The 20125-nt window shown below is 73.7% G+C and carries 17 protein-coding genes; 8 read left to right on the top strand and 9 right to left on the bottom strand.

The window, feature by feature from the left end; translation table 11 throughout:
- Window positions 1-146 precede the first annotated feature (146 nt).
- The gene (locus PZ894_RS16040) at window positions 147-2300 is read right to left on the bottom strand and encodes an alpha/beta fold hydrolase (RefSeq protein ID WP_275746296.1); all 2154 of its coding nucleotides are present in this window, start codon (window positions 2298-2300) and stop codon (window positions 147-149) included.
- On the bottom strand, window positions 2297-3406 hold the full coding sequence (locus PZ894_RS16035) for a class I SAM-dependent methyltransferase (RefSeq protein ID WP_275746295.1): 1110 nt from the start codon (window positions 3404-3406) through the stop codon (window positions 2297-2299). The genes PZ894_RS16040 and PZ894_RS16035 overlap by 4 nt, the downstream gene beginning before the upstream one ends.
- Window positions 3407-3513: 107 nt before the next feature.
- Here PZ894_RS16035 and PZ894_RS16030 point away from each other — a divergent pair, with 107 nt between their 5' ends.
- Window positions 3514-6249 (top strand): LuxR family transcriptional regulator, encoded by a 2736-nt coding sequence (locus PZ894_RS16030; protein WP_275746294.1) that lies wholly within the window; start codon window positions 3514-3516, stop codon window positions 6247-6249.
- Between the two features lie 4 nt (window positions 6250-6253).
- Here PZ894_RS16030 and PZ894_RS16025 read toward each other — a convergent pair whose 3' ends face one another.
- Window positions 6254-7690, bottom strand: a complete 1437-nt coding sequence (locus PZ894_RS16025; RefSeq protein ID WP_275746292.1) for a glycoside hydrolase domain-containing protein — start codon at window positions 7688-7690, stop codon at window positions 6254-6256.
- A 178-nt stretch (window positions 7691-7868) separates the two neighbouring features.
- A complete protein-coding gene (locus PZ894_RS16020) occupies window positions 7869-9329 on the bottom strand; it encodes an MFS transporter (protein WP_275746291.1) in 1461 nt (486 codons plus the stop codon).
- A 120-nt stretch (window positions 9330-9449) separates the two neighbouring features.
- On the opposite strand from PZ894_RS16020, the gene PZ894_RS16015 reads away from it, so the two are divergent.
- From PZ894_RS16015 to PZ894_RS16005, 3 genes are all read left to right on the top strand, one after another.
- Window positions 9450-9998: a TetR/AcrR family transcriptional regulator gene (locus PZ894_RS16015; RefSeq protein ID WP_275746290.1), complete on the top strand. Its 549-nt coding sequence runs from the start codon at window positions 9450-9452 to the stop codon at window positions 9996-9998.
- Between the two features lie 68 nt (window positions 9999-10066).
- Entirely contained in the window at window positions 10067-12307 is a 2241-nt protein-coding gene (purL, locus tag PZ894_RS16010; RefSeq protein ID WP_275746289.1) for a phosphoribosylformylglycinamidine synthase subunit PurL, read from the top strand.
- Entirely contained in the window at window positions 12304-12987 is a 684-nt protein-coding gene (locus PZ894_RS16005; protein ID WP_275746287.1) for a prolyl oligopeptidase family serine peptidase, read from the top strand. Before purL ends, PZ894_RS16005 begins: the two co-directional genes overlap by 4 nt.
- Before the next feature lie 83 nt (window positions 12988-13070).
- Here the strand turns inward: PZ894_RS16005 and PZ894_RS16000 are convergent, their stop codons facing one another.
- Together PZ894_RS16000 and PZ894_RS15995 are read right to left on the bottom strand one after the other, a co-directional pair.
- Window positions 13071-13682: a hypothetical protein gene (locus tag PZ894_RS16000; RefSeq protein ID WP_275746286.1), complete on the bottom strand. Its 612-nt coding sequence runs from the start codon at window positions 13680-13682 to the stop codon at window positions 13071-13073.
- 23 nt (window positions 13683-13705) lie between these two features.
- Window positions 13706-14254, bottom strand: coding sequence for an XRE family transcriptional regulator (locus PZ894_RS15995; RefSeq protein ID WP_275746284.1), 549 nt, complete (start codon window positions 14252-14254; stop codon window positions 13706-13708).
- A gap of 66 nt (window positions 14255-14320) precedes the next feature.
- Between PZ894_RS15995 and PZ894_RS15990 the strand changes: the two genes are divergently transcribed.
- Window positions 14321-14965 (top strand): class I SAM-dependent methyltransferase, encoded by a 645-nt coding sequence (locus tag PZ894_RS15990; protein ID WP_275746283.1) that lies wholly within the window; start codon window positions 14321-14323, stop codon window positions 14963-14965.
- A 30-nt stretch (window positions 14966-14995) separates the two neighbouring features.
- On the opposite strand, the gene PZ894_RS15985 is transcribed toward PZ894_RS15990, so the two are convergent.
- Together PZ894_RS15985 and PZ894_RS15980 are read right to left on the bottom strand one after the other, a co-directional pair.
- Entirely contained in the window at window positions 14996-15775 is a 780-nt protein-coding gene (locus PZ894_RS15985; RefSeq protein WP_275746281.1) for an ABC transporter permease, read from the bottom strand.
- Window positions 15772-16779: an ATP-binding cassette domain-containing protein gene (locus PZ894_RS15980; protein WP_275746279.1), complete on the bottom strand. Its 1008-nt coding sequence runs from the start codon at window positions 16777-16779 to the stop codon at window positions 15772-15774. Before PZ894_RS15980 ends, PZ894_RS15985 begins: the two co-directional genes overlap by 4 nt.
- Window positions 16780-16840: 61 nt before the next feature.
- Here PZ894_RS15980 and PZ894_RS15975 point away from each other — a divergent pair, with 61 nt between their 5' ends.
- Window positions 16841-17794 (top strand): YafY family protein, encoded by a 954-nt coding sequence (locus tag PZ894_RS15975; RefSeq protein WP_275746277.1) that lies wholly within the window; start codon window positions 16841-16843, stop codon window positions 17792-17794.
- Window positions 17795-17878: 84 nt separating this feature from the next.
- On the opposite strand, the gene PZ894_RS15970 is transcribed toward PZ894_RS15975, so the two are convergent.
- Window positions 17879-19120: an MFS transporter gene (locus PZ894_RS15970; RefSeq protein ID WP_275746275.1), complete on the bottom strand. Its 1242-nt coding sequence runs from the start codon at window positions 19118-19120 to the stop codon at window positions 17879-17881.
- An 83-nt stretch (window positions 19121-19203) separates the two neighbouring features.
- Here PZ894_RS15970 and PZ894_RS15965 point away from each other — a divergent pair, with 83 nt between their 5' ends.
- A complete protein-coding gene (locus PZ894_RS15965) occupies window positions 19204-19773 on the top strand; it encodes a helix-turn-helix domain-containing protein (protein WP_275746273.1) in 570 nt (189 codons plus the stop codon).
- The gene (locus PZ894_RS15960) at window positions 19773-20108 is read left to right on the top strand and encodes a sterol carrier family protein (RefSeq protein ID WP_275746271.1); all 336 of its coding nucleotides are present in this window, start codon (window positions 19773-19775) and stop codon (window positions 20106-20108) included. Before PZ894_RS15965 ends, PZ894_RS15960 begins: the two co-directional genes overlap by 1 nt.
- Window positions 20109-20125 lie beyond the last annotated feature (17 nt).

Here is a 20125-nt window from a genome sequence, read left to right as displayed (position 1 = left end):
GAAGGCGAAGTCGCGCTTCCCTTGCCGGGCTCGTCGCGGGAACCGCGGCTTGACCTACATCCCTTGATGAACCGCGACCGCCGAGACCCCCGAAACCGACGGCCGAAGCCGACCGCCGAAGCCGACGGCCGGCACGAGAGCCGACGTCACAGCAGGTCGGCCAGCATTCGAGCGGCCCGCGCCGCCCCGTCGGTCTCGACGGCCCGGTAGTCCACGTCGCGGCCGAGCTCCTTGACGATCGCCTCCGCCAGGCCGTCGGGGTCCAGGGCGGCGGCGTAGTCGAGGCAGGTGCCGGCGCGGTACTGCTCGAGCCGGCGCCGCACGTGGAAGCTCTGCTCGAAGTGGTGCCGCAGCGGCAGGTAGAGGAAGGGCTTGCGCAGCGCGGTCAGCTCCATGCAGGTGGTCAGCCCGCCCTGCACGACCGCGACGTCGCACGCGGCGAGATGAGCGGTGAGGTCGGGCAGGTAGCCGCGGACCCGGGCGCCTCGCCGTCGCGGCAGTGCTGCCGGGTCGATCCGCGGGCCGGTGACCACGAGGAAGCGCAGGTCCGGCGCCAGCCGCCGCGCCAGCGGGATCGCGTCCATCACCCGACGCAGCAGCGGCAGCCCGACCCCGGAGCCGCCGACCGTCACCACGCACACCCGCTCGTCGGGCCGGTAGCCGAGCCGCGCGCGGACCTCCTCGGGCTCGCCGTACTGCCGCGGGTCGAAGCCGGTCACGTAGCCGGCGAAGTCGAAGTTCTGCTCCGTCCACTCCCGGATCGCGGGGAGCCCCGGTCCGAACGTGTCGGGCACGATGTCGTCGGCGCGACCGACGAAGATCGAGCGGTCCCGGAGCCCGCGGTGGCGGGCCCGGTGCTCGATCATCTCGGCGTTGAGGTCGGCGGTCAGCGCCGCCTCGCGGTCGCCGCCGTCGGGCATGGGCAGCCAGCCCACGAAGTCGGTGAACCAGGCGTACGCCGACCGCTTCAGCTCCGGGTTCTCGTGCAGGAAGTAGTCGACGTCCCAGGCCTCGTCGCCGATCACCAGGTCGAACGGCTCCTCCTCGAGCAGCTCGTCGAAGACCATGAAGTTGTTGACCAGGATCTCGTCCATGCGGCGGATCGCCCGAAACGCGTGCAGGTCGTGCTCGCCGGACTCGTGCTCGACGTGGCCGGACTCGCTGGCGAGGTGGGCCGAGGCGGGGTGGACGTGCTCCCCGCGGTCCGCGAGCACCAGGGTGACCGGGTCCTGGGCGAGCCACTCGATCCGCAGGTCGGGGTGGAGGGCGCGCAGCTCGTCGGCGACGGCGACGTCGCGGCGCGCGTGGCCGAGACCGATCGGCGAGGAGAGGTAGAGGGCCCGCTTCGGGCGGCTGCGGCTCCTGGTCCAGGTACGCCGACGCACCGGCGCCTCGATCCGCTCGGCGAACCTCCGGATCTCGTGGTTGACCAGCACCGGGTCGCGGGCCAGGACGCCGTGGCCGCCGCCCTCGACGAGGATCAGGGTGCCGTTCGTCAGCTCGGCGAGGCGCTCGCCGACCCGCCAGGTCCGGATCTCGTCGTCGGAGCCGTGCAGCACGGTGACCGGGCAGTGCACCTCGGCACACAATGCCTCGACGTCGTGGCAGACCACTCCGTCGCACCCGAGCCGGGCCGCCGTCGTGTCGACCAGGACCCGCGGCCCGGCGTCGAGGCCCCAGGCGACCGCGTCCTCGATCTGCTTCGTCGAGTGCGGCTCGGTGTACATCCGCTCGAAGAAGAACCGGACGAACTCCTCGAAGTCACCCTCCAGCCAGTTGAACCGGTTGTACTTCGCCCAGCCGTCGGTGTGCGGGTAGCGCCGGTCCCAGGCGTACTGCTCCCGGGCCTCGTCGTGCACGCCGATCCCGCAGGCCGGACCCATGACGAAGAGGCCCTGCACCCGGTGCGGGTGACCGGCGGCCACCTGGATCGACCAGGTGCTGCCGCAGGAGAGCGACACCAGCACCGCACGGTCGACGCCGGCGGCGTCCATGACCGCGAGCGTGTCGGCGGCGTACTCCTCGTCGGAGTACGCCGCCGCACCCGCCGGCCGCGACGACCCCCCGCTGCCGCGGCCGTCGAAGGTGACCACGCGGAAGTGGCGGGCCAGGTAGGGCACCTGCGCCTTCCACATCCGCGACGGCACGATCGACCAGGTGGGCATCAGCACCAGCGTCGGCGCGCCGGTGCCGTAGCTCCTCCACGCGATCGACACGCCGTTGCGCTCGGCGACGCCCTCCCGGTCGGGGAGCCGGGCGCGGCTCGCGACGGCGGAGGCGTCGCCGAGCGCGGTGCTCACCTGCGCACCTCCAGCACGTTGTTGAACGGAGTCTGCGCCGCGATCCGGAAGCCCGAGAATCCGGCCGCGGTGACGATGTCACGGATCCGGGCCGGCCCGGCCTGGGTACCGATGGCGAGGCCGACGTCCTGGGAGAGCGACCCCGGCGTGCACAGCAGCGTGGAGAACCCATAGTAGGCCCGCCCGACGGGGTTGAAGTTGTCCTCGATGCGGTCGCCGGCGGCGGGCTCGACGATCATCCAGGTGCCGTCGGGCGCCAGGAGGTCGTGCACCCGTCGTGCCGCGCCGACCGGGTCGCCCATGTCGTGCAGCGCGTCGAACGTGGTGACCAGGTCGAACCCCTCGCCCGAGACCTCCGTCGAGGACGCGGTCTCGAAGCCGATCCGGTCGGCCACGCCGGCCGCCGCGGCCCGCGCGCGGGCGATGTCGATCGAGCCGGCATGCGCGTCCGAGCCGGCGAACGACGAGGCCGGGTAGGCCTGCGCCATCAGGATCGTCGACGATCCGTGGCCGCAGCCCAGGTCGTGGACCCGCGCGCCGCGCTCCAGCTTCTCGACGACGCCGTCGAGCGCCGGCAGCCAGCTGGGCACCAGGTTGGCGGCGTACCCGGGACGGAAGAAGCGCTCGCACCCGTCGTGCACGTCGCTGTTGTGCTCGCCCCACCCCAGGCCGTCGCCGTCGCGGGCGAGGTCGAAGATCCGGTGCGCGTCCCGGATGGTGCCGAAGGCGATCTGGAAGAAGCCGGGCAGGTACGCCGGGCTGGTCTCGTCGGTGAACGCCACCACCTGCTCGGGCGGCAGCGTGTAGCTGTGGGTCGCCGGGTCGTAGGTGACGATCGCGCCGGCGGCCTGGGAGTTGAGCCACTCGGTCGCGTACTTCTCCCCGGTGCCGGTGAGGCGGGCCAGGTCGGGTGCCGTGACCGGTCCGTGGTCGGCCATCGCCTGGTAGTAGCCGAGCTTGTCGCCCATCACGACCAGGGCGCAGTTGAGCGCTGCCCCGACCTCGTCGACGCAGCGGAAGACGAAGCTCATCAGGGCGGCCTCGTCGAGCGGGGCGGTCGCGGTGGGCGTGGTGGGCGTGGTGGGCGTGGTGGTGTCGGTGCTCATCGGTTCTCCTCGGGTCGTCCGGTTGACCCGACCGACGGTGCCGCCGCACGCCGTCCCCGCGCATCAGGGGACCCCCCTGGTCCGGCGCACGACACTAGACTTCGACCATGCTGGTCGGCCGGCATGAGGATCAGCGCACCCTCGACGCGCTGCTGGCCGGCGCGCGGCTCGGGCACAGCGGCGTCCTGGTGATCAGCGGGGAGGCCGGCATCGGCAAGAGCGCCCTGCTGGGCTACGCCGTCGACGAGGCGCGTGGGTTCCGGGTGCTGCGGGTGACGGGCACGGAGTCCGAGCGCGACCTCCCGTTCGCCGGGCTGGCCCAGCTGCTGCGACCGATCGTCGAGCGCGTCGACCTGCTGCCCGCCCCCCAGGCGCACGCGCTGTCGGTGGCGCTGGCGCTCGAGGAGGGGCGGGAGGTCGACCGGTTCGCCGTGTCGGCCGCGGCGCTCGGGCTGATCACCGCCGAGGACAACCCGATCGGCATCGTCGTCGACGACGCGCACCTCGTCGACCGCCCCTCGGCCGAGGCCCTCACCTTCATCGGTCGGAGGCTGCTCGCCGACGCCGTCTTCCTGCTCGCGGCGGTCCGGCCGGGCGAGTCCCAGGTCTGGTCGCAGAGCGGGCTTCCGGAGCTGGCCCTCGGGCGGCTCGGTCCGGATGCCGCCGCCGAGCTCGTGGCCGCGGTGGCGGCCGAGCCGCTGGCCCGCGACCAGGTCACCCGGATCGCGGAGCTGGCAGCCGGCAACCCGCTGGCGCTCCGGACGCTCGCGGCCGCGCCCGAGGCGCTCGCCGCGACCCCGGACGGCGGGCCGGTCCCGGTGCCCGCGATGGTCGTCGACGCGTTCGCCCGCCAGCTGGACCGCCTCGACCCGCCCGCGCTGCACGCGCTCCGCGTCGCCGCGGTCGTCGGCAACGACCTCGCGGTGGTCGCCCGGGTGTGCGCGCCCGCGGGCGTGGGGGCGCTGGGCCGGTCCGAGGAGCTCGGCCTGGTGGCCGTCGCGGGGGACCGCGTGGAGTTCACCCACCCGCTGGTCCGGTCGGCGGTCTACTCCGGCATCCCGGCGGAGCAGCGGCGGAGGATACACGCCGCGGCCGCGGACGCCATCCCCGCGGCCGATCCGGACCGCCGCGCCTGGCACCTCAGCGCCGCGGCGTTCGGCCCCGACGAGGAGGTGGCCGCGCTCCTCGACGACGTCGGTCGCCGCGCCGAGCGCCGTGCGGCGTACGCCGTGGCGGCGTCGGCGCGTGAGCGGGCGGCGCGGCTCTCCGGGTCGGATCCCGCGCGGGCGGCGCGGTTCCTCGCGGCCGGCGAGGCGGCCTGGCTCGCCGGGGAGGACGCCCGGGCGACGGTGCTCGTCGACGCGGCGATCCGCCACGGCAGTGCGCCCGACCTGCGGGCCGGCGCCCACACCCTGGTCGGCCTGGTCGCCGCGCGGAGCGGTCAGCTCGCCCGCGCGCGCGACCTGCTCCTCGCGGCGGCGGAGGAGGCGGAGGGGAGCGCGCCCGCCGAGGCGCTCCAGCTCTACGCCGAGGTGGTGGACATCTGCTGGTACCTGCTCGACATCGTCGGCAGTGCCGCCGCGGCCGACCGCGCGCAGCGGCTGCTCGACGCGCGCGCCGCCGCAGGCCTCCCGCCGGACCGCGCCGAGGCGGTCGCCTCGATCGCCGTCGGGATGGCCCGGATCTTCGAGGGCGGCGCCGGCGCGGACGCGATCCGTCACGGCGTCGACACCCTGACCGCGCTCCCCGCCTCCGCCCGGCCGACGCGCTCGGCCTGGGAGATGATCGGGCCGCTCTACCTGCGCGAGTTCGGCGCCGGTCGCGAGCTCGTCCTCCAGGCGCTCGAGCAGCGGCGCGCGGTCGCCGCGCTCGGCACCCTGCCGCACCTGCTCTTCCACCTCGCGCGCAACGACGCGACCTCGGAGCGGTGGGCGCAGGCGGAGGCGGCGTACGGCGAGGCGGTCGCGCTGGCCCGCGAGTGCGGCCAGGCGACGGAGCTGGGGATGTCGCTGGCCGGCCTCACCTGCCTGCTGGCCCGTCAGGGGCGGACCGAGGAGTGCCGGTCGGTCGCCGCCGAGGCGACCGAGGTCGCGCGGGGACGGCAGCTGCACGTGGTCACGGCCTGGGTCGAGTTCGCGCGGGCCGAGCTGGAGCTGTCCCTGGGAGACGTGGCGTCGGCGGTCGACGGCTTCACCCGGCTCAAGGAGTTCCTGACCGAGCGGGGCGTGCTCGACCCCGACCTGTCACCGGTCCCCGAGCTCGTCGAGTCGCTGGTGCGCAGCGGCGACCACGAGCGCGCGCGGACCTCCGCGGGGTCCTTCCTGGGCCGCGCCGAGCGCAAGGCGCTGCCCTGGTCGCTGGCGCGGGCGGCGCGGGTGCAGGCGATGCTCGCGCCCGACGACCTCGCCGACGAGCGCTTCCGCGAGGCGCTGGCCTGGCACGGCGCCACCCCCGACCGGTTCGAGGCGGCGCGGACCCGGCTGCTGTACGGCGAGCGGCTGCGCCGGGCGCGTCGGCGTACCGAGGCCCGAGAGCAGCTGCGCGCGGCGCTCGACGACTTCGACCGGCTGGGCGCCCACCGGTGGGCGGACCTCGCCCTGGCCGAGCTGCAGGCGAGCGGGCAGACGGCCCGGCGCCGCGAGACCGGCCCCGTCGTCGACCTGACCGCGCGCGAGCTGCAGATCGGGTTGCTGCTCGCCGACGGCAGGACCACGCGCGAGGCGGCCGCGGCGCTCTTCCTCAGCCCGAAGACCGTGGAGTACCACCTGCGCCACATCTACACGAAGCTCGACATCGCCTCGCGGGCCGAGCTGGCCGAGCGGCTGCGAGACCGTCCGGACTGACCGGCTACCCCCGCTTGCCCGCCTGCAGGGCGGCCCAGGTCTCGGTGCCGGCGACGCCGGAGACCTCGACCCCCACCTTCTTCTGCCACGCGCGCAGGGCCGCTCCGGTCCGCGGGTCGAAGACGCCGCTGGCGCGGACCGCGCGCGACACGGCGCTGCGCCTGCCGGCGGCGACGAGTGCCCGCTGGAGGCGACGCACCGCCGGGCCGGTGGAGCCGAACTTGACGACCGGGGTGTCGCCGGCGCTGAGCAGCGACACCCAGCTGCGCATCGTCCACCTCGGGCGGACCTTCTGACCGTGAGCGCTCTGCCACGCGTTCACCGCGGCGACGGTGGCCTTGCCGAAGCGACCGTGGATCCGGCGGTCGTAGAGGCCGTGCTGCTGCAGCACGCACTGCAGCGCCTTGACCTGGGCGCGCGGTGGGACGTAGGTCGCCGTGGCCCGCTTCAGCACGGCGTACTTGCGGGAGACGAGGCGTACGCCGCCGCAGTTGATCTCACGCGGGGCGACGGCCCCGGTGCCGAGCTGGAGGTAGTTGCGGTCGATGTTGATCGTGACGCCGCCCCACTTCTCGTTGTGGCCGCCCTGGTACTGCTTCACGCGGGCGTTCGGCCAGCCGTCGGAGCGGATGTAGTGGGTGCTGGTGTTGGCGACGCCGTCCCACCGGGCGATCCAGATCTGGTCGGGCAGCACGTAGGCGGTGGGGCGGTTGACGCGCGCGTTGTCGAGCATCTTGATGCCCGAGCCGGCGCTCGAGTAGACGCCGGAGACGTAGCCGAGCGCGTGGATCTGGGTGGTCCAGCCGCTGAGGAAGGACAGCGCCGACTCGCGGCACGGCGTGTTCGCCATGTTGAAGCCCTCGAGGTCGTACCACAGCGTGCTGCCCGGCACGATCCCCAGGCCGCCGGCGACGCCCACCGACTGGGTGGCCTGGGCGACGCCCTGGTTGTAGGCGTTGACGAACGTCCTGGTCACCGGGTCGCGGGTCGGGTCGATCGTCGGGTCGTCGCCCCAGCGCGGGAAGCGCGGCTGGCACGACGCCTGCGGTCCGAGCGTGATCGGCAGCAGCGCCCAGCCGTTGGCCAGCTGCGTGCTGATCCACTGCGGCGTCAGGTTGGGCTGGTCGCGGCAGAAGCGCGAGGCCCCGTCGATGTAGATGCCGACGGCACGGAACGGCGAGCTCTGCAGCCAGGCGTCCATCTTCGCCTGGTCGGGCGCGTGGCACTGGTCGAAGCCGTAGCCGGTGAAGTTGCCGGGCGTCACGACGTTCGCGCGCTTGGCCTTGGCGCCCTTCGCCGCCTTCGGTGCGTGGGCGACCGAGCCGGAGGCGGTCGGCGCGGCCGACACCGCCCCCAGGGTGCTCACCGCCAGGACGACGGCGAGCAGGGCTGCGTGGAGGGGGGAGGTACGGCGGGCGGTGGTGCGGGCCGGGCGAGGCATGTCGTGCTCCAGAGAAAGCCGGGGGAAGCCAGGGGATCGGTGGTCTGCCTCGCGGCGAGGCCACGTCACCATAACCTCAGAAATCACACGAGTAACAGCAATCCGCCCTAACTACAGGCGTGTAGTTAGCGCGACGCCGACCCGCCCGAAAGTTTCGGGCGGGTCGGCGTCGGTGGGGTCAGGCCGCGTCGGCGACCACCGCGGCGGCGAGCTCCGGCTCCGGGGCCTCGGCCGGGCGGGTGCGGCGACTCGGGCGCAGCACCGCGAACGACACCAGCACCGCCAGCGCCGCGAACGACGCGGAGGTGAGGAACGCCGCCTGCATGCCCGGCACCAGCTGGCCGGGCACCGCGCCCGCGGCGTACGCCGACACGATCGCGGCGACGCCCACGGCACCGCCGAGCTGCTGGGTGGTCTGCAGCAGGCCCGAGGCCGCCCCGGCGTGCTCGGGCTCGACTCCGGAGAGCACGACCACGGTGACCGGCATGAACACCAGCGCCGACGAGACACCCGCGAGCACCATCGGGCCGAAGACCGCCGCCAGGTAGGTGTCGTGCACGCCGATGGTGCTCAGCCAGGCGTACGACGCCGCCAGGGTGGCCGTGCCGACCAGCATCATCGTCCGCGGGCGGAACCGGCCGAGCAGCGCCGGGGTGACCCGCGAGGTCGCGAAGATGCCGAGGCTGAACGGGAGGAACGCGACGCCCGCCATCAGCGGCCCGAACCCGAGGACGCCCTGGACGTACTGGACGACCAGGAAGAACATCGAGAGGTTCGCGCCCATCAGCAGGGCCATCACCGCCAGGGCGCCGACCCGGTTGCGGTCGCGCAGCAGCCGCGGCTGCACCAGCGGGTGCGGGTGCCGGGTCTCGGTGCGGGCGAGCAGGGCGAGGAGGGCGAGGCCGACCGCGAAGCCGCCGATCGTGCGCGCGGACAGCCAGCCGTGCTCCGGCGTACCGATCAGGGACCACACGAGCAGGACCGCGCCGCCGGTCGCGGCGAACGCCCCGACCACGTCGAAGCGCCCGGTCCGGCGCGGCGTCTCGGCGACGAACCGCGGCGCGAGCACCAGCACGGCGAGGCCGATCGGCACGTTGATGAAGAGCGTCCAGCGCCAGGAGCCGACGTCGGTCAGCAGCCCACCGAGGATCAGCCCGATGGAGGCGCCGCCGGAGGAGACGGCCCCGAACAGCGCGAACGCGCGGTTGCGCGCGGCGTCGTCGGGGGCGCTGGTGGTGAGCAGGGCGAGGACGCTGGGCGCGGCGAGCGCGGCCCCGACGCCCTGGAGCGTGCGCGCGGCGACGAGCTGGCCCGGCGTCTGGGCGAGGCCGCCGAGGGCGGACGCGACCGTGAACGTCGCGAGCCCGATCTCGAAGACCTTGAGCCGGCCGAGGACGTCGCCGAGGCGACCGCCGAGCAGCAGCAGGCCCCCGAAGGCGAGGGTGTAGGCGTTGAGGACCCACGACAGGGACGCCGGGCCGAAGCCCAGGGCGGCGTCGATGCGGGGGAGGGCGACGTTCACGACGGTGGCGTCGAGGACGATCATCAGCTGGGCGACCAGGACGATCGCGATGCCGGCGGCCGCGCGGCCGGCGTTCGGCGGCAGCTCGGTGGGCAGGGTGGTGGTGCGAGACGACATGGAGAGAGGTCCTGTTCTGGCCTCGTGGGCCGAGGTACAGTAGATCCGGAGGATGACTCCGCTTCCCGAAGAACAATACGGAGACTGTCTCCGTTTAGCAAGGGCATTGGTGAGATTTCGGTGCGTGCCGACGCGAAGCGCAACTACGACCGGATCGTCGAGGTCGCGCGCACGGTCTTCCGGGAGCAGGGGTACGACGCCTCGCTCGACCTCATCGCCAAGCAGGCCGGCGTCGGTCCCGGCACGCTCTACCGCCACTTCCCCAAGCGCGACGACCTCATCGACGCCGTCATGCAGAGCTGGGTCGACGGGGTCAACGAGACCGCGGAGAAGGTGCTCGCCCACCAGGGCAGCCCCCGTGACCTGCTCCTCGCGTGGTTCGAGGAGTACGTCCGGCTGATCAGCGTCCACAAGGGCGGCCCCGCGAAGATCACCTGCGCGATGGGCGACGACGGCTCCCCGATCCGCACCAAGTGCGAGGTGCTGCGCGCGGCCGGCGACCGAGTGCTCGACCGGCTCCGGGCCGAGGACGCCGTCCGCGACGACGTCACGGCGCTCCAGGTGGCCCGCCTCGTCGGCGGGGTCGCGACCGTGGCCGACCAGTCCGAGCTCGACCTGGCCGCCGTACGCCCGATGCTCGAGGTCGTCGCCGACGGCCTGCTGAAGTAGCGGTCATCGGCGCTCGAGGTGCGTGGGCCGCTGGGCCCGAGCCTCGAAACCACCGATAGATTGACGCCGTGCTGGACACCGTCGCTGTCGCCGCCGAAGACCCCCACCGCGAGCAGCCGTGGGCCGACCTCGGCCTCAAGGCCGACGAGTACCAGCGGATCCGCGAGATCCTAGGTCGCCGGCCCACCAGCTCCGAGCTCGCGATGTACTCCGTCATGTGGAGCGAGCACTGCTCCTACAAGAGCTCCAAGGTGCACCTCAAGCAGTTCTCCGAGCTCAGCCAGGAGACCTCGGTCGGCAAGATGCTGGCCGGCATCGGCGAGAACGCCGGCGTCATCGACATCGGCCAGGGCTACGCGGTCACCTTCAAGGTCGAGAGCCACAACCACCCGTCGTACGTCGAGCCCTACCAGGGCGCGGCGACCGGCGTCGGCGGCATCGTCCGCGACATCCTCGCGATGGGTGCGCGCCCGGTCGCCGTGATGGACCCGCTGCGCTTCGGCCCGCTCGACGCCGACGACACCCACCGGGTGCTGCCGGGGATCGTCGCGGGCGTCGGCGGCTACGGCAACTGCCTGGGCCTGCCCAACATCGGCGGCGAAGCGGTCTTCGACCCGACGTACGTCGGCAACCCGCTCGTCAACGCGCTCTGCGTCGGCGTGCTGCGGCACGAGGACCTCCACCTGGCCAAGGCTTCCGGCGTCGGCAACCAGGTGATCCTCTACGGCGCGCGCACCGGCGGCGACGGCATCGGCGGCGTGAGCGTCCTCGCGAGCGAGACGTTCGACGCCGACGGCCCGGCGAAGCGGCCCAGCGTGCAGGTCGGCGACCCGTTCATGGAGAAGCTGCTCATCGAGTGCACGCTCGAGGTCTTCGCCGCCGGTTTGGTCGCCGGCATCCAGGACCTCGGCGGTGCCGGGCTCTCGTGCGCCACCTCCGAGCTCGCCTCGGCCGGCGACGGCGGCATGCACGTCGAGCTCGACCGGGTGCCGCTGCGCGACTCCACGCTCGCGCCGGAGGAGATCCTGATGAGCGAGTCGCAGGAGCGGATGATGGCGGTCGTCGAGCCCGGCGACGTCGAGGCCTTCATGGCGATCTGCGCGAAGTGGGACGTCGAGGCGGTCGTGGTCGGCGAGGTCACCGACACCGGCCGGCTCGAGATCGACTGGCACGGCGAGCGCGTCGTCGACGTTCCCCCGCGCTCGGTCGCGCACGACGGCCCGACCTACCACCGGCCCCTGGCTCGACCCGAGTGGCAGGACGACCTGCAGGCCGCCGCGGCGGAGACGCTGCCGCGACCGGCCTCGGGTGACGACCTGCGCACGACCCTGCTCACGCTGCTCGCGAGCCCCAACCTCTGCGACAAGTCCTGGATCACCGACCAGTACGACCGCTACGTCCGCGGCAACACCGTGCTCGCGCAGCCCAGTGACAGCGGCATGATCCGCGTCGACGAGGAGACCAACCTCGGCGTCGCGGTGTCGACCGACTGCAACGGACGGTTCGCCAAGCTGGACCCGTACGCCGGCGCGCAGCTCGCCCTCGTCGAGAGCTACCGCAACGTGGCGACCGGCGGCGCCGTGCCGCTCGCGATCTCCGACTGCCTCAACTTCGGCTCGCCGGAGGACCCGGCGGTGATGTGGCAGTTCGCGGAGGCCTGCCGCGGGCTCAGGGACGCGTGCGCCGAGCTCGGCGTCCCGGTCACCGGCGGCAACGTCAGCCTCTACAACCAGACCGGCGAGACCGCCATCCTGCCGACCCCGGTCGTCGCCGTGCTCGGCGTGATCGAGGACGTGACCCGGCGTACGCCGTCGGCCTGGTCGGTCGCGGGCGAGCGGGTGTTCCTGCTCGGCGAGACCCGCGAGGAGCTCTCCGGCTCGGAGTGGGCCCACGTCGTGCACGGTCACCTCGGCGGGCTGCCGCCGCAGGTCGACCTCGACGCCGAGCGCTCGCTCGCCCGGTTGCTGCACGCCGGCGTCGGGCTGCTCACCTCCGCGCACGACCTGTCCGACGGGGGTCTTGCCCAGGCGCTCGCGGAGGCCGCGCTGCGCCACGGCGTCGGTGTCTCGGTGACGCTGCCCGGCGACGCGTTCCTCGGCCTCTTCAGCGAGTCCGCCGGTCGGGTGCTCGTCAGCGTGCCCGACGGCCACGCCGAGCGGCTTGTCGAGCTCGCGGACGAGCACGGCGTGCCCCTCACCGCGCTCGGCGTCACCGGTGGCGACTCCCTCGCGGTCGACGGGCAGTTCGAGATCCCGCTCGACGAGCTGCGCGCCACCTGGACCGCCACCCTCCCCGCCGCGCTCGCATGAGGCGGATCCCGTACGGCGACCACCCGTCGCAGTTCGGGATGCTTTCGCTCCCGGCCCATGACCCCGTCGGCGTGGCGGTGCTGGTGCACGGCGGGTTCTGGAGGCCGGCGTACGGGATCGAGTACGCGCTCCCGCTGGTGCCCTCCCTCCTCGACCGAGGCTGGGCGACCTGGGTCGTCGAGTACCGCCGCGGCACCGGCGCCGCCGACACCCTCGCCGACGTCCGCGCGGCCCTCGCCGCCTGCCCCGTCGACTCCGGCAGCGTCGTCGGGATCGGTCACTCGGCCGGCGGCCACCTCGTCGCCTGGGCGGCCGGGCACGGCGGCCTGACCCATGTCGTGAGCCAGGCCGGCGTGCTCGACCTGCGGGCGGCGTACGGCGCCGGCCTGGGCGACGGCGCCGTCGAGCGCTTCCTCGGTCACCCGCCGACCGCCGCCGACGACGACGTCGACCCGATCCGCCAGGTGCCGCTCGGCGTCCCCGTCTGGTGCGTGCACGGCAGCGACGACGACGTCGTGCCGATCTCCCAGTCCCGGGCCTACGTCGGCGCCGCCCGCGCGGCCGGTGCCACCGCCGAGCTCGTGGAGGTCGACGGCGACCACTTCACCGTCGTCGACCCGGACTCCGCCGCCTGGGAGCAGACCCTGGCGATCCTCGACGGGTCGAATCGGGACTTCTGACGGTTGAATCGGGACCTTTCGTCAGTTGGGTCCGGACTTTCTGCCGCCGGGTGTCCAGAACTCCCGATTCGAGTGACCGAAAGTCACGACTCAACGTCGGGGAGGTGCTCGGCGAGGCGGAGGGCGGCGTGCCGGACCAGGTCGGCCATCTCGGGGTCGGTGACGGCCTTCTCGGGCGCCTGTCCGAGCGTGAGCGCGGCCGGCTGGGTGAGCCAGGCCCACGCGCGCCAGGGGTCCATCCCGGCCGCGAGGAGTGGCTCGAGCAGTGGAGCGACCTCCGGGCGCACCTCGCCGTCGGAGCCCAGCTGGAACGCCGGGACGACCACCCGCTCGTCGACCGGCACGACGAGCAGCCGATGCGTCTGGGCGGCCTTGTGCACGGCGTACCGCGTCGCGTCGACCGACGCGCCCCGCACCTCCGCGAGTGTCTCGTAGGTGAACCACGGGCTCTCGAGGAGCTCGGTCCGCAGCCGCGCCTGGCGGGCCAGCAGCACCAGCGCGACCGGTACGGCGTGCTCCGGCTCGCTGCCCTGGCCGCGCAGGGCGCGGTCGAGCTCGGGCACCCGGTCGGGTTCGCTCCAGACGGCTCGTCCCGACGAGTCGCGGGTGAAGGTCGGCAGCCCGGCCTCGGCCAGGGCGTCGGCGAGCCCGAGGTCCTCGAGCCAGGTGGCGAGTCGCTCGCCGTCAGTACTCACGCCGCAACCCTCTCGCACGGCCGTCAGTGGACGTGCATCCGCTCCCCCTGGGGGCCGTAGAGCGCGAGCACCTCGGTGGTGTGCGGGCCGGGGTTGCCGATCCAGTGCGGGGTGCGGGTGTCGAAGTCGACGACCTCGCCGGGGCCGAGCAGCAGGTCGCGGTCGCCGATCACCAGCCGGAGCTGGCCGGAGAGGACGTACATCCAGTCGTAGCCCTCGTGGGTCCGCAGGTCGACGATCGCGGAGGGCTCCGGGGGGAAGACGATCTTGTAGGCCTGCAGCCCGCCCGGGCGCTGGGTGAGGTGGAGGTAGGTGCGGCCGTGCCGCCTCGACGTGCGCAGCTGCACGCGGGGGTCGCCGGTCGCCGGGGCGTCCACGAGCTCGTCGAGCGAGACCCGGTGGGCGCGAGCCAGGGGGAGGAGCTGCTCGAGCGTCGGTCGTCGCTGCCCGGACTCCAACCGCGACAGGGTGCTCACGGAGATGCCGGTCTCGTCGGCGAGGTCACGAAGCGTGACGCCGCGCTCCTGGCGCAGCGCGCGCAGCCGCGGTCCGACCCGGGCGAGCTCGTCCATGGGTCCAGTTTGCCAGGCCGGCAACAACTGTTGTTGATCCGCAAACCGACCGCTCATACTCGGGACATGAGCAGTGAGCACCAGCATGCCGAGATCACCCGCGAGCACTTCGAGCAGCCGTCCTGGGACGAGCGGTACGGCGGCGAGGGCCGCACGTGGAGCGGCCGGCCGAACGCCGTACTCGTCGTCGAGGCGAGCGACCTGCGACCGGGCCGCGTGGTCGACCTCGGCTGCGGCGAGGGCGGCGACGCGATCTGGCTGGCCGAGCAGGGCTGGCAGGTGACGGCGATCGACTTCTCCGAGGCCGGGCTGCGCAAGGCCGCCGAGCACGCCGCCGAGCGCGGGGTCGCCGACCGCATCGAGTGGCGGCACGCCGACCTGCGCACGTGGACCCCGGACGGCGAGCAGTGGGACCTGGTCACCTCGTGCTTCCTGCATCTGCTCGACGACGGCATGCTCCGGGCCACCGGCGCGATGGCCGAGGCGGTCGCGCCGCGCGGGACCCTGCTGGTCGCCGGCCACCACCCCGACGACGAGCACACCGGCCTGCGCTGGTCGCTGCCCGGCGTGCTCTTCTCGGCCGATGACCTGCTGCCGGCCGTCGACCCGGACGCCTTCGACGTCCGGGCCGAGGCGCGCACGCGCGACGAGGTGCGCCACGAGGAGAGCCACCACGTCACCGACGCCGTCCTCGTCGCCCGGAGACGCTGACCCGCCCGAAACTTTCGGGCGGGTCGGCGCTCAGCTGGAGCGGTTCATCGCGCGGACGCCGATCAGCAGGCCGGCCAGGGCGGTGACGCCGGCGGCCACGAAGCCGGCCAGCACCGTGTCGGCCGGGAACGCCCCGGTGAAGAGTGCGCGCTCGGCCTCGACCACATAGGTCAGCGGGTTGACGTGCGAGGCCACCTCGAGCCACCTCGGCGCCTCGTCGAGAGGCAGCAGCACGCCGGCGGTCAGCAGCAGTGGGAAGATCAGCGTCTGCTGCACCGTCCAGAAGAGCCACTGCTGCTCCTTCGACACGAGCGCCAGCGTGAAGCTGAGCGCCCCGATGCCGACGGCGAGGAGCGCCAGCACCAGCATCCCGACGAGCACGCCACCGAGGTGCAGGTCGAAGGAGAACGGCGTGACCGCCACCAGGATGATCGCGGTCTGCATCAGCATCGGCACGACCTCCTTCAGCGCCCGCCCGACCAGCTGGGCCGGACGCGACAGCGGCGACACGAGCAGCCGCTCGTGGGAGCCGGTCACGATCTCCTCGGTCAGGTTGGCGCCGGTGAAGCTGGCGCTCATCAGCGCGGTCATCGCGACGATGCCGGGCACGAACCACTGGAGCGCCGAGCCACCCGGCCCGCCGTCGGGCAGCAGCGGCGCGAAGAGCGCCAGGAAGACCAGCGGCTGCACCATCGCGAAGAGCACCGAGACCGGCTGCCGGAGCACCGGCCGCAGCTCGCGGGTCATCACGTTCCACGTGTCGGCGAGGAAGCCGGGGTCGCGGGCGGGGACGGTCCTCAGGGTGCTCATGCTGCCGCTCCTTCGAGCTCGGACCGGTCGGGCTGGTCGGCTGGGGTGGACTCGCGCAGGCTGCGTCCGGTGAGGTCGAGGAAGACGTCGTCGAGCGTCGGGCCGACGACCTCGATGCGGCTCACGGGGGTGCCCGCGGCGGCGAGGTCGGCGACGAGGCCACCGGCGAGGTCGCGCCCGTGGGCGACGCGGATCGCCACGTCGGTCCCGGACACCTCGACCTGCGCGCCGTCGAACCGCTCCGCGCGGGCGGCGGCCGCGGCGGCGTGCGCCGGGTCCGCGAAGCCCAGCGACACCAGGTCGCCGAGCGCCGACTTCAGCCGTGGCGCGCTGTCGTCGGCGATCACCTCGCCGTGGTCGATGACGACGACGCGGCCGGCAAGGGCGTCGGCCTCCTCGAGGTAGTGGGTGGTGAGCACGATCGTGGTGCCGAGGTCGGTGTGGAGGCGGCGCACCTGCTCCTGGAGGTTGACGCGGTTCTGCGGGTCGAGCCCGGTCGACGGCTCGTCGAGGAAGAGCAGCGGCGGCGCGGCCACGAGGCCGATCGCCACGTCGAGCCGCCGGCGCTGGCCGCCGGAGAGCGTCGCGACCGGCCGGCCGGCGTGCTCGGTGAGGTCGAACGCCGCGAGCAGCTCCTCCGCCCGCGCGTGCGCGGCGCTCCGGGACATGCCGTAGGCGCGCGCCTGGCTCACGATCTCGTCCCGGCCGCGCTGCTGATGGCCGGCGGCGTTGCCCTGCCCGACGTACCCGATCGACCGGCGCACGGCGGCGCGCTCGCGCACCACCTCGTGGCCGACGACCTCGGCCGTCCCCGACGTCGGCGCGATCAGTGTCGTGAGCATCCGCAGCGTGGTCGACTTGCCGGCGCCGTTCGGGCCGAGGAAGGCGACGAGCTCGCCGGCGGCGACCTCCAGGTCGAGGCCGCGCACGGCCTCGATCGTGTGCTTCTGTCGGGTGAAGCTCCGGGTCAGCCCCCGGGTCCTGATCATCGGTGGAGTGGTCATGGGGCCACGCTAGGAAGTATTGCGGCCAGTTCCTGGCCTCAATCAGTTCTATCCTCGATCCATGAGCACGAGCGCCCGGATGCTGCGCCTCCTCTCCCTGCTGCAGACCCACCGCTACTGGCCCGGAGGCGAGCTCGCCGGGCGGCTCGAGGTCAGCCCGCGCACGCTCCGCCGCGACATCGACCGCCTGCGCGAGCTCGGGTACGACGTCGACGCCGTCCGCGGGGTGTCGGGCGGCTACCAGCTGCGCGCGGGCGGGGCGCTGCCGCCGCTGCTCCTCGAGGACGAGGAGGCGGTCGCGATCGCGGTCGGCCTGCACACCGCCGCCTCCGGCGCGGTCGCCGGCATGGAGGAGACGGCGGTGCAGGCGCTGGCCAAGGTGATCGCGCTGATGCCGCCCCGCCTGCGCCGGCGCATGGACGCGTTGCGGTCGCAGACCGACGGCGTCCCGTGGGGCGGTGGCCCCGCCGTCGACGCGACCGTGCTGTCGGTGCTCGCCCAGGCCTGCCGCGACGACGAACCGGTGACCTTCGACTACACCGCCCGCAACGCCGAGCCGTCGCAGCGTCGCGTCGAGCCCCACCGCCTGGTCTCGCTCGGCCGCCGCTGGTACCTCGTCGCCTACGACCGCGACCGCCAGGACTGGCGCTCCTTCCGCGTGGACCGCATGTCCGACGCGGCGGCCACGGGTCAGCGGTTCCGGCCGCGCGAGCTGCCCGCCGCCGACGCCGCGACGTTCGTGCAGGCCGGCGTCCGCTCGGCGCCGCAGCGGTACGACGTCCGCGTGCGGCTCGACGCCGACGCCGAGACGGTGACGGCGTTCGTCGGTCGCTGGGCCACGGTCGTGCCGGACGGCACGGGGTGCGTGATGCACATGCCCAGCGACAGCCTCGACTGGCCGCTGATGGTGCTCGCCCACCTCGACAGCGACTTCACCGTCGAGCACCCGCCCGAGCTCGTCGACGCCGTCGCGCGGGCGGCGGAGCGGTTCGGCCGGGCGGCGCCGCAGATGTAACGGGGTGTCGTGGGCACTTCTGCCCCGTCATAACGGGTCAGCAGACCCCACGACCCACCGTTACATCCGACGACGGCGACCGGCTCAGGCCGCCACGGCGTACCGCTCCCACGCCGCGGGCCGGGGCACCGAGCGGACGCTGAGCGACAGGGTGGGGATCAGCGCGACCAGTGCCGTGAACACCCCGAGCGCGGCGATCGCGGCGCCGCCGCCGACGCCGGTGAGGAGGGCGCCGGCGAGCACCGGCGCGAGCGGCATCGCCGACATCGACACGAACTGCGACGTCGACTGCACCCGGCCGAGGAGCGCCGGCGGGGTGATCGCGATCCGGTAGGAGCTGATGCCGGCGTTGCCGGCGGGGTTGAGCAGCATGCCCAGCGACAGCGCGGCCGCGACGACCGCGGGGGTGTTCCAGAAGATCATCGGGACGACCAGCGGGAGGAAGCTCCACGCGATCGCGATCGTCAGCCAGCCGGTCGCCATCCGGTCGATGATCCACGGCGCGACGACGGCACCGACGATCCCGGCCAGCCCGGCCGCGGTCTCGACCAGGCCGATGTGCAGCGGGTCGAAGCCACCCTCGATCAGCCGCAGCACCGCGACGAAGAACAGCGCGTTGATCGCCAGGTTGGTCAGCGCGCCCCACACGGTCAGCACCCGGAAGAACGGCCGCGACGCGATGAAGCGGATCCCCTCGGCGAGGTCCTGGCGCGGCCGCCGGCGCGGACCCTCCACGCTCGGGGCGGCCAGGTCGGCCCGGACCCGGCCGAGCAGCAGCCAGGAGACGGCGAAGCTGATCGCGTCGGCGGCGAAGGGCAGCCACCGGGCGGCGGCGTACAGGATGCCGCCCACCGGCGCGCCGAGCAGCCCGGCGACGTGTAGGCGCGCCTGGTTCTGGCTCAGCGCCGTCGGCAGGTCGTCGGTCGGGACGACGGTGCGCACGGCCGAGATCTCCGCGGGCGCGAAGAGGCCGGCGCCGGCGCCGGTCAGCAGCGCCACGACCATCAGGTGGGGGACCGTGAGCGCGTCGGCGATGCCGGCGACGGCGAGCGAGGCGTAGAGCAGCACGCCGGAGCCGCTGGCGACCCTCATGATGCGGCGCCGGTCGAACCGGTCGGCGAGCACGCCGGCCGGCAGCAGGGTCCCCGCCAGGCCGAGGAGGTGCACGGCCTCCGCGAGGGCCGCCAGCAGCGCCGAGCCGGTCATCGCGTAGGTGATGAGCGGGAAGACGAACATGCTCACCCGGCTGCCGAGCTCGCTGATCGTCTGGCCGATCCAGAGGACGGTGAAGTCGTGGTTGCGAGCGAGGCTCCGGTAGCTGGTCATATCCGCAACTTATAGTGCGCACCACTAGATGCGCAATAGAACGTGCGCAACTAGTGGTGCGGGTTTCGCCTAGACTGGCGCCCATGGCGACGTACGACGACCCGCGCATCCTGCGCGCGATCGCCCACCCCACCCGCAACCGGATCCTGGCCGAGCTGCACGCGTCCGGATCGATCCGGGCCGCCGACGTCGCGCGGATGCTCGACATCCCCGCCAACCAGGCGAGCTTCCACCTGCGCCAGCTCGCGAAGTACGGCGTGGTCGAGGAGGCGCCGGACGAGGCGCGCGACAGGCGCGACCGGGTGTGGCGGCTCGTGGACGCGGACGGCATCCGGTTCCGCACCCAGGACCTGCTCGACCAGCCGGGGGGCGAGGCGGCGTGGGAGGTGTTCCGCCGCAACGCCGTCGCCTGGGGCCACTTCCTCGTCGACCAGGCCCTGGGCGCCCCCGACCCCGACAACAGCCGGAGCCTGACGGACTCCTCGCTGCGGCTCTCGAAGGACGAGGCGGACGAGCTGCTGGAGGAGCTGGGCGCCGTCGTCCAGCGCTGGCGAGCGCGCACCCAGGGCACCGGCGACGGCCGGGTGACGTACTCCGTCTACCAGCTGATCCAGCCCTACCCGGTGCCCGCCGGGACCGCGGAGGACGCCTGATGCCGGGCCGGCTGCGCCGGCTCACGTCCGCCGAGCTCGCCGTCGCCACCGAGGCCGGCGACCTGCGCGCGCTGACCAAGCACTTCCTCGCCGTGCTCGAGGAGCGCGCGCCCGGACACTCGGTCGAGGTGCGGGTCCCGCCGTACGCCGCCGTGCAGGTCGTCCCCGGCGTCCGCCACACCCGCGGCACGCCGCCGGCCGTCGTCGAGATGGACGCCCGGACCTGGATCGACCTCGCGACCGGCGAGCTCGCCTGGCACGACGCCGAGGAGGCCGCCCGGGTCCGCGCCAGCGGCGAGCGGGCCGACCTCTCGCCGTACCTGCCGCTGCGATAGTCCCTGACGTGTCTCCG

This window comes from Nocardioides sp. YIM 152315, assembly GCF_029210375.1.
GTDB lineage: Bacteria > Actinomycetota > Actinomycetes > Propionibacteriales > Nocardioidaceae > Nocardioides.
The sequence above is the reverse complement of the archived record's forward strand: the minus strand, read 5'-3'. Positions and strand labels throughout refer to the sequence as shown.